The following is a 13,088-nucleotide window of genomic DNA, read 5'->3' as shown; positions in this document are numbered from 1 at the left end:
GACCACAAGCCAAACGAAGATAGCAGAAAGTAGGAGAATAAAGTGAAACAATTATCCAGTGCAGAAGTACGAAAACTGTTTTTAGATTTTTTCCAATCGAAAGGGCACTCTATCGAACCAAGTGCGTCGTTGGTACCAGTCAATGATCCCACCTTACTATGGATCAATTCTGGTGTGGCAACATTGAAAAAATATTTCGACGGTACCGTGGTACCTGAAAATCCAAGGATCACCAATGCGCAAAAATCTATACGGACCAATGACATCGAAAATGTCGGTAAAACCGCTCGTCACCATACGATGTTTGAAATGCTGGGCAATTTTTCGATCGGTGATTATTTCAAAAATGAAGCCATTCACTGGGCATGGGAATTTTTAACCTCACCAGAATGGATGGCTTTTGATCCAGAAAAACTATATGTGACGGTCTATCCGAAAGATACCGAAGCAAAGCGTATTTGGGCAGAAGAAGTTGGCTTGACACCTGAGCATATCGTTGAGATCGAAGACAACTTCTGGGATATTGGTGCCGGACCTTGTGGACCAGACTCAGAGATTTTCTATGACCGTGGCGAAGCGTTCAACGATGTTGCTGAAGATGATCCAGAAAACTATCCTGGTGGCGAAAATGAACGCTATCTAGAAATCTGGAACTTGGTATTTTCTGAATTCAACCATCAACCTGACGGCGCTTATGAACCACTGCCGCATAAAAACATTGATACGGGAATGGGGCTTGAACGGATGGTTTCGATCGTCCAAAATGCACCAACCAATTTTGAAACAGATCTATTTATGCCAATCATTGAAGCTGTTGCCCAATTAAGCGGGAAAGTTGCTTACGGCGATAGCAAAACAACAGATATCTCTTTCAAAGTGATTGCTGACCATATCCGGGCACTTTCTTTTGCTATCGGCGATGGTGCATTGCCGTCTAATGAAGGCCGAGGCTATGTCTTGCGGCGTTTGTTGCGTCGGGCAGTCATGCATGGCAAAAAACTAGGCATCGATACGGCTTTCTTATATAAATTGGTCCCAATCGTTGGTGGTATTATGGACAGTTATTATCCTGAAGTGTTGGCACAGCAAGCATTTATTGAAAAAGTTGTCCGCAGCGAAGAGGAACGTTTCCACGAAACAATCAATGAAGGGTTAGCGATCTTAAATGATGTCATCGCGACTGTTCAAGCATCTGGTGAAGATACCTTGCAAGGCGCAGATATTTTCAAATTGTATGATACCTATGGCTTCCCAGTTGAATTAACGGAAGAAGTGGCGGAAGACGAAGGCCTTAAAGTCGATCACGCTGGCTTTGAAGCGGAAATGGACGCACAACGGACCCGTGCCCGTGCTGCGCGTCAAACGGAATTATCGATGGGGGTCCAATCTGCCTTATTGACAGATATCAAAGTGGACAGTCGATTTGTCGGTTATGACATGCAAGAAGTCAAAAGTGCACTGCTGGTCTTGATCCAAGGCGAAGCATTGAAAGAAAGCGCCAGTGAAGGCGAAGCACAATTGATTTTTGCAGAAACACCATTTTATGCTGAAATGGGTGGGCAAGTTGCAGATACGGGTACGATCATTGATGAAGCAGGGCGCATCGTGGCTGAAGTCAATGATGTGAAGAAAGCGCCAAATGGTCAATTCTTGCACACAGTAACGATCCTTGCACCGATTGCAATTGATACAGCCTATTTCTTGCAAGTCGATCAACATCGCCGCAACAAGATCGTCAAAAATCATACAGCCACCCATTTATTGCACAAAGCCTTAAAAGAAGTGCTAGGCAGCCATGCCAACCAAGCAGGTTCATTGGTAGCACCTGGTCATTTGCGCTTTGACTTTAGCCACTTTGGTCAAGTGACTGGCGAAGAGTTGAGCCAGATGGAACAAATCGTCAACCAAAAAATCTGGGAAGCTTTGCCCGTAGTCACGATCGAAACAGATATCGATACGGCCAAAGGCATGGGGGCCATGGCGTTATTCGGTGAGAAATATGGTCATGATGTTCGCGTTGTGAATGTAGCAGATTGGTCGATTGAATTGTGTGGTGGAACCCACGTAACCAATACAGAAGATATCGGTATCTTCAAAATCGTTTCTGAATCAGGGATTGGGGCAGGTGTTCGTCGGATCGAAGCGGTCACCAGCGAAGAAGCCTATCGCTTGTTGCAAGAAGAAGAAACACAACTGAAAGCTGTCGCATCAATCGTCAAGTCAGCGCAAATCAAAGAAGTCGTTGCCAAAACGGAACAACTGCAAGCCCAATTGCGTGAATTACAAAAAGAAAACGAAGCATTGGCAAGCAAATTGGCCAATCAACAAGCCGGAGATGTATTCAAGGATGTTGAGGACATCAACGGTATCCGATTGATTACGGCCAAAGTCAATGTCAAAGACATGAACCAATTGCGTCAATTGGCCGATCAATGGAAACAAAAAGACTACTCTGATGTGTTGGTCTTAGCGACTGCAAATGACGGGAAAGTCAATTTATTGGCAGCCATCAATGCTGCAGCCAATGCCAAAGGTCTGAAAGCTGGTGACTTGATCAAAACGATCGCACCAATCGTAGGTGGTGGCGGTGGCGGCCGTCCAGATATGGCACAAGCAGGCGGCAAGAACCCTGAAGGCATTTCTGATGCATTGACGAAAGCCAAAGCATGGTTGTCTGAAAAATAATTGCATTTTCTATCTAAACGAAAATGCAGAAGCTATTTAAAAGATAACAGAATGATGCAGATCATTCTGTTATCTTTTTAAATGTACTTGGTTTAAAGAGGTACGATAGGATTTCCAAAAACTTTTTTCTGATTGTCGATAGGAATAGTTGTTTAATTGTTTTCTTTCGGGGTAAAATAAGAAAGATCATCATATTAAGTGGGGGGGATGGCAAATGGCAGGTTTTTGGAAAAGACATAAACAAGAAAATGATTCCTACGACCGAACATCGATTGGTTTGACTGCGGGATGGCTTGGGTTAGGATCAAATCTTGTTTTATTTATCGGCAAATTCTTGATAGGTCTCTCGGCTGGTTCCGTTTCGATCATGGCTGATGCAATCAACAGTTTGACCGATAGTGCTTCTTCACTGCTGACGTTGGTTGGCTTTCGGATCGCTGGCAAACCAGCAGACAGTGAACATCCTTATGGACATGCCCGCTTTGAAACAATCAGCGGTTTTGTGGTTTCCTTATTGATTACTTTTGTCGGTGGGCAGTTTTTGCTTTCCTCGATCAATAAAATCATGACTCCAGAAAATATTCGACTTTCACCGATACTATTTATCGTCTTGATATTGTCGATTGGTATCAAAGTCTGGCAAGGATCGATGTATCGCTCACTTGCAAAAAAAATCAACTCCGCTACGCTGCAAGCCAGTGGACAAGATAGTATCAACGATGTCGTTACGACGACGGCGGTGTTGTTGTCGGCGACTGTTGAGTGGCTGACAGGGTTGCGGATCGATGGGTATGTTGGTTTGCTGATTGCACTTTATATTTTATACAACGGCATTCAAATGATCCGGAACTTTATTAATGAGTTGTTAGGCAGCCGACCCACAGAAACAGAATTGGCAGAAATGGAAGAACGGTTAGCCAGCTATCAAACGATTTTAGGGTTTCATGACTTGCTGGTCCATAATTACGGACCGTCTAATCGGTTTGCCAGCGTGCATATAGAAGTGGATGATACATGGACGTTGAATCAAGCCCATCAAGTCATTGACCAAATCGAACATGATTTTTACAAACAGTTGCGGGTTGAATTGGTTTGTCATTTAGATCCGGTACCGATCCATGATGCCCATTATCGTCGATTGAAAAAAACAACCAAAAAGGTGGTGCGCCAAGTAGACCCACAGTTAAGAATGCACGATTTTCGTGTGACTGATCAGACCATCTACTTTGATTTGGTGATACCGAACGAGGCTGCTTACCGAGATGACGATATTCGGTACTTACTGCAGGAAAAAATGACGAAGGAAGTAGGAAACTATGTGGTGGAGATCACCTTTGACCATAGTTATCTATTGTAGGAGGAAAATATGATTAAAATGGATATGAGTATGGTTTCAACGGTGTTTGCGGCTTTGCTGTTCATCAATACCGTAGCAGCGTTTATCACTGTCTTTCGCAAACCACGTTCCATTGCGAGTGTCTTTGCATGGATGATGACGCTGGTGTTTATTCCAGGATTTGGGTTTATCTTGTACTTGTTTTGCGGTCGCGGGATCGATGGAGAAATTATTTATAAATTTAGCGAGCACCACCAAAGCCGAATCAATGAGATCAACCAAATCATTAAGGTACATAATTATTCTTTCCCTGATCATCCTTATTCAGATGACAATCATCTATTGGAACGCTATTTTAAAAACTTAGATGAGTCACCTTTGACGAAGGGGAATAAAGTCGATTTTTATACCGATGGCAAAGAAAAATTTGCAGCATTATTTGCAGACATGAAACAAGCCGAAGACAATTTGCACGTGGAGTATTACTCTTTCTTTAATGATGAGATCGGCGGACAATTTTTATCGATCTTGATCGATAAAGCCAAAGAAGGCGTTGAAGTGCGGTTGGTCTATGATCCATGGGGATCGCCGAAAGCCAATCGTAAGTTTTTCCAACCGCTGATTGATGCCGGCGGAAAGGTCGTTCCTTTTATCACATCAAAGAACTTGATCCGCAATACCCGCTTGAATTATCATTTACATCGCAAAATCGTGGTGATCGATGGACAGATTGGTTGGACCGGGGGCTTTAATGTAGGTGATCAATATTTAGGCAAAAAAGCCAAATTTGGTTATTGGCGTGACACGCATGCCCGCATTGTAGGTACCGCAAGTTTTACATTGCAGGAGATTTTTATTCGTGATTGGAATGCTTCAGTGCAAAAAGAGGAAGACCAATTAGAGTATGCGGATAATTATTTTATCTTGCCTTCAAAAGAAGACGCTGGCAACGTGGATATGCAAATCGTGGCCGATGGACCAGAATCAGAAACCCAAGTTCTTAAGGGTGGGTTCGTCAAAATGATTTTGGCAGCCAAAGAATCAATCTGGATCCAAACACCTTATTTGATTCCGGATGATAGCATGATGAACGCATTAGAAATCGCGATCCATTCCGGTGTTGATGTCCGGATCATGATCCCTTGTATGCCTGACCATCCTTTTATTTATCGTGCCACACAGCACTATGCCAATTACTTGCATCGTCGAGGCGCCAAAATCTATATTTATGACAATGGTTTCTTACATGCCAAAACGGTGATGATGGATGATACGATTTGTTCTTTTGGGACGACCAATCAAGATATCCGTAGTTATGAATTGAACTTTGAAGTCAATGCTTTCACCTATGACCATGATGTGACAAAAACATTGAAAGACTTTTTTGAAGCGGATATGGTGCAATCAACCTTGCTGACGGATGAAATTTTAGCCAAACAATCCTATTGGCTGCGATTCAAACAAAACTTCTCTCGGTTGCTGTCACCGATCCTTTGATTTCAGTGCTTTTGATAGACCTTGTCTAGCTAAATGATCGGCGCCTTTGTTTTGGCTTTCAGGTATCCACTGAATGATGGCCAATGAAAATTGGTTCAATAAAGAACGGATCGTCGTGAGATAGACCTGAAAGGCAGAATTGCTGGTATGGTCTTTGTCGATAGTTTGGGCAACCACTTTGCTATCGGTAAAGAACATACAGGTTTGCTGGTGCAGATTTCTTTCGATCAGTAAGGACAATGCCTTTTGCATGACCGCAAACTCTGCTTGATGGTTGCTAAGTTCTTCAAGCGGGAAGGATAATTGTTCGTGGATCTGCTCTCCTACCAGAACGATTCCGCCGCCGCTAGGTCCAGGATTGCCTTTGGTAGAGGCATCAAGATATATCTTTAACATATGTTCACCCTTTTTTGTTATGATTATCTTATAGTATACAAGAAATAAATGGTGTGAGGAACAGATATGAAGCGTAAATTTAATTGGCAGCCCGAAGCTGCGACGGCCATTATCTATTGGTCAGTGACATTGATCATTTTATTTTACAGTTTGATTTTGGCTTTGGAGAATACTGGCCCCTACTGGAAAAGTAATCTAGTATTGGTTTTCTTTGGGTTATTTGTGTATCTAGGTTTGCGACGCAAGGTACTGATAGAAGAGAACAAAATGACGATTCGCTATGCCCGTATTTGGAAAAAAAAGAGCATTCAATTTGCAGCAATCGATCGTATTTGCATCGAAGGACGAATGCTGAAACTTTCAGTCGGCAATGAGCAGTGGACGGCTGCTTTTCGCAAACATGATTTGATCGCACTGGCTGCATGTCTCTCCGATAAAACATCTTTACACATTATTTCTGGTATGTCAGAAAAACAACCGCCTATTGAATAATGATCAGGAACGCTCTAGAAGCTATGGCTGAAAGAGCGTTTTTGCGTACGGTGGGAAAACTCGGGCTTCACATCTGATGAAAAACAAGTATAATAGATATATAGCAAACGAATGTGTCTTTATATGCTAAATAGTTCGTGAATAGAGGGTTTAAATGAAATCAGATATTGAAATTGCACAAGAATCAACACTTAAACCGATTAATGAGATTGCGCAGACCATTGGTTTATCAGAAGACGATTTATCGTTATATGGCAAATATAAAGCCAAATTGGCATGGTCAGCGATTGAAGCACGGAAGCAAGAGAAGACCGGGAAATTGATCCTTGTCACTGCAATCAGTCCAACACCTGCAGGCGAAGGCAAATCAACAGTGACGATCGGTCTTGCAGATGCGTTGAACCGGATCGGCAAACAATCCGTCATTGCCTTAAGAGAACCTTCTTTAGGACCGGTCATGGGTGTCAAAGGCGGTGCCGCAGGTGGCGGCATGGCGCAAGTACTGCCAATGGAAGACATCAATCTGCATTTCACAGGGGATATGCACGCCATCACGGCTGCAAATAATGCCTTGTCCGCTTTGATCGACAACCATATCCATCAAGGAAATGAATTGAACATCGATCCTCGCAGAGTCACATGGAAGCGTGTGGTCGATTTGAATGATCGTGCGTTGCGACAAGTCATTGTTGGACTGGGAGGGCCTGTCCAAGGTGTGCCAAGAGAAGATGGCTTTGACATCACGGTTGCCAGTGAAATCATGGCTATTTTATGTTTAGCATCTTCTATTGATGATTTGAAAGAACGTCTGAGTCATATTCTGATTGGTTACACCTACGACCGACAACCTGTCTATGTAGCAGATCTTCAAGTCCAAGGCGCATTAGCTTTGTTGTTGAAAGATGCCTTGAAACCAAATCTTGTCCAAACGATTGAAGGAACACCCGCATTGGTCCATGGCGGCCCCTTTGCCAATATTGCTCATGGTTGTAATAGTGTCATCGCCACAGAGGCTGCCTTGCGTTTGGGAGACTATACAGTGACGGAAGCTGGGTTTGGTGCTGATTTGGGTGCTGAGAAATTCCTAGATATCAAAACACCGAATTTATCAAAAGCACCAGATGCAATCGTTGTGGTGGCAACGATCCGCGCCTTAAAAATGCACGGCGGTGTCCCTGTCAGCGGATTGGGCAGCGAGAATACAGAAGCGATCCGTGCCGGATTTAGCAATCTTGCCCGGCATGTCAGCAATTTACGAAAATATCAGATACCAGTTGTTGTGGCATTGAACGCGTTTGTACAAGATACGGAGGCGGAGCGAAATCTTGTCGAAACATTGTGCCAAGAAATAGATGTGCAAGTCGCAAGAACCAATGTCTGGGCCGAAGGTGGCGCAGGGGGCGAGGCATTAGCCAATGCTGTCGTTGCAACGATCGACAGCACACCGGCCGACTATCATCGCTTATATGACGATCAGCAATCCCTAGCAGACAAAGCTGAAACGATCGTGCGGGAAATTTATGGCGGGACGGCTGTTGAATTTTCGGCAAAAGCCAAAGGTCAGCTGGCAGCATTTGCTGAAAATGGATGGGATCAGCTGCCTTTATGTATGGCAAAGACGCAATATTCATTTAGTGATGATCCGAAGAAATTAGGGGCACCAAGTGACTTTACGGTAACGATCCGTGAATTCGTACCTAAATTAGGCGCTGGTTTTATTGTCGCCTTAACCGGTGCAGTGATGACTATGCCGGGATTACCAAAAGAGCCAGCAGCGTTGAAGATGGATGTTACAGCGGATGGACAAGCAATCGGATTGTTTTAAAATAAGCTTTAAGCGACTACCTTTCAAACAGGTAGTCGTTTTTGCTGTGAATCACTGCGATTGACTTGCGGAGCAAGGCAGAGTAGATGATGAACAGTACTAGCTGACCGTAGGGAGGGTAGTCACCGTCGGACCTTCACTTTGAAGCGCCAAAATTCATTTTTCTTGTTATAATCATAACGAGGATGACAAAAGCTATTTTATTTCTGCTGCTTTTCAAGTATACTTAAAAAATTGGAGTGTGTTCCTGATATGCAAATCGATGTGAAACGAAGAACCGGTTTTTTCGGTATGGCCAGCCCAATCCAATTGATACAGGACGGGCGACAGATAGCCAGTGTACGTCATGATGCGTCACAAACAGTTGAAATCGATCCTATACAGCCGCTGAAGGTCAAGATGATGCTGCTGCGCAGTCAACCATACATGCTGAAGGAAAGGAAAACACCTGTCACACTTGAGATTATACTCAACCCGTTGCTGAAGCGATTTTACTTCATCAGCTATGGTGTTTTTTTCTTGATTGCAGGCGTAAGCGGCTTGTTTTATGCCCAATGCTGGCTCTGGCTGCTATTGATTTCGCTGATCTTACTGTATAGTATTGGTTTGCGTTATTATCTCGTGCGAGGATTTATCATAAAGGAGGTAGACGAACATGGCGAGTGGTGCTGATTTGTTTTTAAGCAGTTTCAATCGAATCGAAAAATATGTGCGTGATGAATTAGATAACCCAAGAAATATGGGCTTTTCAGAAATGGTCCGGCGCTTGGCCAAGAATCGTGATGGTCAACTCAAGAAATTTGAAGATGATCTATTACAAATGGCGCAATTGCGGAATGCAATCGTTCATGAAAAAATCGGTGAAAACTTTGTGATTGCTGAACCGAATCAATGGGTGGTCACCCGCATCCAGACGATTGAAAAAGAATTATTGCAGCCCGAACGGGTCTTGCCAAAATTTGCTAAGAAAGTCACTGGTTTTGAAAAAGATCTGCCCCTGACAGAGTTATTGAAAACAGTCGCACAAAAACGATATTCCCAATTTCCGTTGTATGACAATGGTCATTTCCTGGGATTGATCACTTTGCGTATCTTGGGCTATTGGTTTGCCAATGAGAGTCAACAGGGTACAATCGAGTTGGCAGGCAAAACTGCAGCGGTATTATTGGCTGCCGATGGCAAAACGGCAAACTATCAGTTTGTATCACCAGAGGCAACAATCAGTGAAGTGGAAGGATTGTTTCAAAAAAATACCTTTTTGGAAGCAGTGCTGATCACCAAAAATCAAGATCCTAACGGCAATTTGCTCGGTATTATACGGCCGCGGGATATTTTTAATGAAGAAAGTGTGGAAACTATATGATAGCAGTGTTTTTTTTGTTAAGTGCCGTTGTGATCGGTTTAGATCAATGGCTGAAAATTTGGATCGTAGCCAATTACCAATTGGGTGAGACGCATTCCATGATCGACGGTATTTTTTCGTTGACGTATTTACAGAATACTGGGGCGGCATGGAGTATTTTGGAAGGGAAAATGATTTTCTTTGCCATCATCACAGTGATTGCTGTAGCAGTCGTGGTTTACTTGATGTTTCGCTACCGCAAAAGCAGCCTTTGGTTTCGCTTTGGCCTAGCTTTTGTGCTGGCTGGGGCAATCGGCAACTTTATTGATCGGATGCAGCATGGGTATGTTGTAGATATGTTCCAATTCGATTTTATCAATTTTCCGATTTTTAATATTGCAGATATGTCGCTGGTTTTTGGCGTTATTTTGATTTTTATTTATGCATTAGTCGATGACGAAGCAAAAGGGCAAGGAGCACATCATGAATAAACAGCTTGAAGTAATCATTAAAGAAGAAAAAGGCCGGGTCGATAAAGTGTTGGCCGCTCGTTTGGCTGATTTCACACGTTCACAGATCCAGCAATGGCTCAAAGAAGATGCGGTGACGCTTGATGGTGAAGCAGTGCGAGCCAATTACAAAGTCAAATCAGGAGACCATTTTGTGATCCAAATTCCAGAACCTGAAACATTGACGTTGGAGGCGGAAAATATTCCTTTGACGATCGTATATCAAGACAGCGATCTGGCAGTCATCAATAAACCCCAAGGCATGGTGGTCCATCCATCAGCAGGACATCCGAACCATACGCTGGTCAATGCATTGTTGTATCATTTGGATGACTTGTCCACGATCAATGATGTCGTGCGTCCAGGGATCGTTCATCGAATCGATAAAGATACCTCTGGACTCTTGATGGTTGCCAAAAATGATCATGCCCATGAGTCTTTGGCGAAACAATTGAAAGACAAAACCTCGTTACGTAAGTATGTGGCATTGGTCCACGGAAATATCAGCCATGAAAAGGGCACGATCACTGCACCGATCGGCCGGTCAAAAGTCAATCGGAAGATGCAAGCGGTGATTGAAGACGGCAAACCTGCGGTCACTCATTTCACTGTGTTGGAGCGTTTTGATCAATTCACGCTGGTTGAATTGCAGCTAGAAACAGGCAGAACCCATCAAATCAGAGTGCATATGCAATACATCGGGTTTCCTTTAGCTGGCGATCCGGTCTATGGACCGAAAAAAACGCTGAAAGGCAATGGACAGTTCCTCCATGCCAAATTATTGGGCTTTACCCATCCAACCACCGGTGAGAATTTGGTCTTTGAAGCACCATTGCCAGCGCTGTTTGAAGAGACGTTAAAAAAATTACGAAAAAATGATTGATTTTTCTTTTAAAGAAATGTATAGTATTCCTAACAACTAAATAGCTCCTTTAAATGTAGTCCCGTGAGGCTAAGAAGGATTGAGTAAGCAGACGACTCCCGCGTTGGAGATCGAACCCTTGCTAGATGATGACGCATACCCAAACCAAGTGTATAGACGAAGGTTTGGCTGTAATCGGAAAACATGACTCCTACCTCAAGCAGGTAGGAGTTTTTTTATGTTCAAAATTAGGAGGGAATTGTATGACAGCGAAAGAAGTAGTAGATGCAGTAACCATGAAGCGTGCCTTGACCAGAATCACATACGAAATCATTGAAAGAAACCGTGGCATTGAAGATTTGGTGTTGGTCGGAATCAAAACAAGAGGCATTTACATCGCTCAACGGATCGCAGAACGCTTGAAACAATTAGAAGGCGTGGATGTGCCAGTTGGCGAGTTAGACATTACTTTGTATCGTGATGACAAAAAGTCAGAAGATGATCCAGAGATTCATTCATCAGATATTCCAACAGCGATTGATGGCAAAGAAGTGATTTTGATCGATGATGTTTTGTTCACAGGCCGAACGATCCGTGCGGCATTAGATGCGATCATGGACATCGGCAGACCAAGAAGAATCTCATTGGCGGTATTGGTTGACCGGGGTCATCGGGAGTTACCGATCAGAGCCGATTTTGTTGGAAAAAATATTCCAACTGCTTTAAGTGAAGAAATTATCGTCGAAATGGAAGAAACCGACGGCTCAGACAGAATTATGATCAACAAAGAAAACGACTAGGAAGAAGCGTGACACAGGACATGGAGAAGCAGGAATTTCGTAACCCGGATGCAGTTTTAGACATTAAAGATCGACCGAAAGCATTGCCTTGGCTAGGCCTTAGCTTGCAACATTTATTCACGATGTTTGGGGCAACCGTTTTGGTGCCAATCTTAGTAGGGATCAACCCAAGTATTGCCTTGGTCAGTTCAGGGCTGGGGACATTGGTCTACTTGATGACGACCAAAGGCAAGATCCCAGCCTATCTTGGCAGCAGCTTTGCCTTCATCGCTGCGATGCAAATGTTGATGAAATCGGATGGTTATCCAGCCATCGCCCAAGGTGCAATCACAACAGGTCTTGTCTATGTCATCGTATCGATGATCATCAAACGTGCAGGATCGGCTTGGTTAGACAAGATTCTACCACCGATCATTGTCGGCCCTGTGATCATGGTCATTGGCTTAGGCTTAGCAGCCAATGCTGCGCAAAATGCGATGTACAACGACAGCGTTTATGACTTCAAATACATCTTGGTCGCCTTAGCGACATTAGGCTTAACGATTTTTTTCAACATGTTCTTGAGAGGGTTCTTAGGTTTGATTCCGATATTGCTGGGAATCGTTGGCGGATACTTGATTGCTTTAGTAGCTGGTATCGTCGATGTCCAACCCATCATTGATGCGGCGTGGTTCTCGCTACCAAGTTTCGAGATTCCCTTTGTCAACTACACACCGACACTGCATTTGAACGCCATTACCACTATGGCGCCGATTGCATTTGTGACCATGACTGAACATATCGGCCACTTGATGGTACTGAACAAATTGACCAAACGCAATTTCTTCGAAGAACCTGGTTTGAACCGGACTTTGATGGGGGACGGTTTCGCGCAAATCGTCGCTGGTTTCGTTGGCGGACCACCTGTCACAAGTTACGGCGAAAACATCGGTGTGTTGGCTATCACCCGGGTCCACAGTGTCTTTGTTATCGGTGGGGCAGCAGTCTTAGCTATTGTTTTAGGCTTTGTAGGCAAACTGAGTGCGTTGATCTTAAGTATCCCTGGACCAGTTATTTCAGGCATCAGCTTCTTACTTTTCGGAGTGATCGCCGCTAGCGGCTTGAAAATCTTGATCGACAACAAAATCGATTTTGACCGCAAAAAGAACTTGATCATTGCCTCAGTTATTCTAGTCGTTGGGATCGGCGGCCTCGTCTTCACTGTTGGCACATTCACATTATCAGCAATGGCACTTGCCACCGTCTTAGGCATCTTTTTGAACTTAGTATTGCCGGAAACATCTCGCAGCGAAGAAGCATAAACGAAAGACAACAGTCAATCATCATCCGTATACCGTATATGAG

General features: G+C 43.7%; 12 protein-coding genes. 11 read left to right on the top strand and 1 reads right to left on the bottom strand.

The annotated features are described in order from the left end of the window. Positions 1-42 precede the first annotated feature (42 nt). The 3 genes from alaS (at position 43) to cls (ending at position 5,518) form a co-directional block, all read left to right on the top strand. Positions 43-2,685 carry an alanine--tRNA ligase gene (gene alaS / locus A5886_RS07875; RefSeq protein ID WP_086274446.1) on the top strand — a complete coding sequence of 881 codons (2,643 nt, stop codon included), beginning with the start codon at positions 43-45 and terminating at the stop codon, positions 2,683-2,685. A gap of 214 nt (positions 2,686-2,899) precedes the next feature. Beyond that, complete coding sequence (locus A5886_RS07870) at positions 2,900-4,042, top strand: cation diffusion facilitator family transporter (protein ID WP_086274445.1); 1,143 nt, start codon at positions 2,900-2,902, stop codon at positions 4,040-4,042. A gap of 9 nt (positions 4,043-4,051) precedes the next feature. Further along, positions 4,052-5,518: a cardiolipin synthase gene (gene cls, locus A5886_RS07865; RefSeq protein ID WP_086274444.1), complete on the top strand. Its 1,467-nt coding sequence runs from the start codon at positions 4,052-4,054 to the stop codon at positions 5,516-5,518. On the opposite strand, the gene A5886_RS07860 is transcribed toward cls, so the two are convergent. Next, positions 5,504-5,914 (bottom strand): ribonuclease HI family protein, encoded by a 411-nt coding sequence (locus tag A5886_RS07860; protein WP_086274443.1) that lies wholly within the window; start codon positions 5,912-5,914, stop codon positions 5,504-5,506. The two genes, cls and A5886_RS07860, sit on opposite strands and share 15 nt — an antisense overlap. A 66-nt stretch (positions 5,915-5,980) precedes the next feature. Between A5886_RS07860 and A5886_RS07855 the strand changes: the two genes are divergently transcribed. The 8 genes from A5886_RS07855 to A5886_RS07820 all read left to right on the top strand — a co-directional run bounded on the left by A5886_RS07855 (position 5,981) and on the right by A5886_RS07820 (position 13,045). Continuing rightward, on the top strand, positions 5,981-6,406 hold the full coding sequence (locus A5886_RS07855) for an EbsA family protein (protein WP_086274442.1): 426 nt from the start codon (positions 5,981-5,983) through the stop codon (positions 6,404-6,406). A gap of 154 nt (positions 6,407-6,560) precedes the next feature. Next, entirely contained in the window at positions 6,561-8,231 is a 1,671-nt protein-coding gene (locus A5886_RS07850) for a formate--tetrahydrofolate ligase (RefSeq protein ID WP_086274441.1), read from the top strand. 252 nt (positions 8,232-8,483) lie between these two features. Further along, positions 8,484-8,903 carry a hypothetical protein gene (locus A5886_RS07845; RefSeq protein WP_086274440.1) on the top strand — a complete coding sequence of 140 codons (420 nt, stop codon included), beginning with the start codon at positions 8,484-8,486 and terminating at the stop codon, positions 8,901-8,903. Continuing rightward, the gene (locus A5886_RS07840; protein ID WP_086274439.1) at positions 8,887-9,594 is read left to right on the top strand and encodes a CBS domain-containing protein; all 708 of its coding nucleotides are present in this window, start codon (positions 8,887-8,889) and stop codon (positions 9,592-9,594) included. The genes A5886_RS07845 and A5886_RS07840 overlap by 17 nt, the downstream gene beginning before the upstream one ends. Continuing rightward, complete coding sequence (lspA, locus tag A5886_RS07835) at positions 9,591-10,064, top strand: signal peptidase II (RefSeq protein ID WP_086274438.1); 474 nt, start codon at positions 9,591-9,593, stop codon at positions 10,062-10,064. Before A5886_RS07840 ends, lspA begins: the two co-directional genes overlap by 4 nt. Then, the gene (locus tag A5886_RS07830; RefSeq protein ID WP_086274437.1) at positions 10,057-10,965 is read left to right on the top strand and encodes an RluA family pseudouridine synthase; all 909 of its coding nucleotides are present in this window, start codon (positions 10,057-10,059) and stop codon (positions 10,963-10,965) included. The genes lspA and A5886_RS07830 overlap by 8 nt, the downstream gene beginning before the upstream one ends. Positions 10,966-11,207: 242 nt before the next feature. Continuing rightward, positions 11,208-11,744, top strand: coding sequence for a bifunctional pyr operon transcriptional regulator/uracil phosphoribosyltransferase PyrR (gene pyrR, locus A5886_RS07825; protein WP_086274436.1), 537 nt, complete (start codon positions 11,208-11,210; stop codon positions 11,742-11,744). A gap of 20 nt (positions 11,745-11,764) precedes the next feature. Further along, positions 11,765-13,045, top strand: coding sequence for a solute carrier family 23 protein (locus tag A5886_RS07820; RefSeq protein WP_086274435.1), 1,281 nt, complete (start codon positions 11,765-11,767; stop codon positions 13,043-13,045). Positions 13,046-13,088: the final 43 nt, after the last annotated feature.

The sequence above is a fragment of the Candidatus Enterococcus testudinis genome (assembly GCF_002140915.1).
Taxonomy (GTDB): domain Bacteria; phylum Bacillota; class Bacilli; order Lactobacillales; family Enterococcaceae; genus Enterococcus_D; species Enterococcus_D testudinis.
Note: the sequence above shows the minus strand (reverse complement) of the source record. Positions and strands in the feature narration are given on the sequence as shown.

Coding starts and splice junctions, on each gene's coding strand:
- A5886_RS07845 (WP_086274440.1), top strand. CDS start 8,484: ATGCAAATCGATGTGAAACGAAGAACCGGTTTTTTCGGTATGGCCAGC.
- A5886_RS07840 (WP_086274439.1), top strand. CDS start 8,887: ATGGCGAGTGGTGCTGATTTGTTTTTAAGCAGTTTCAATCGAATCGAA.
- A5886_RS07870 (WP_086274445.1), top strand. CDS start 2,900: ATGGCAGGTTTTTGGAAAAGACATAAACAAGAAAATGATTCCTACGAC.
- lspA (WP_086274438.1), top strand. CDS start 9,591: ATGATAGCAGTGTTTTTTTTGTTAAGTGCCGTTGTGATCGGTTTAGAT.
- A5886_RS07820 (WP_086274435.1), top strand. CDS start 11,765: ATGGAGAAGCAGGAATTTCGTAACCCGGATGCAGTTTTAGACATTAAA.
- A5886_RS07855 (WP_086274442.1), top strand. CDS start 5,981: ATGAAGCGTAAATTTAATTGGCAGCCCGAAGCTGCGACGGCCATTATC.
- A5886_RS07860 (WP_086274443.1), bottom strand. CDS start 5,914: ATGTTAAAGATATATCTTGATGCCTCTACCAAAGGCAATCCTGGACCT.
- A5886_RS07830 (WP_086274437.1), top strand. CDS start 10,057: ATGAATAAACAGCTTGAAGTAATCATTAAAGAAGAAAAAGGCCGGGTC.
- cls (WP_086274444.1), top strand. CDS start 4,052: ATGATTAAAATGGATATGAGTATGGTTTCAACGGTGTTTGCGGCTTTG.
- pyrR (WP_086274436.1), top strand. CDS start 11,208: ATGACAGCGAAAGAAGTAGTAGATGCAGTAACCATGAAGCGTGCCTTG.
- A5886_RS07850 (WP_086274441.1), top strand. CDS start 6,561: ATGAAATCAGATATTGAAATTGCACAAGAATCAACACTTAAACCGATT.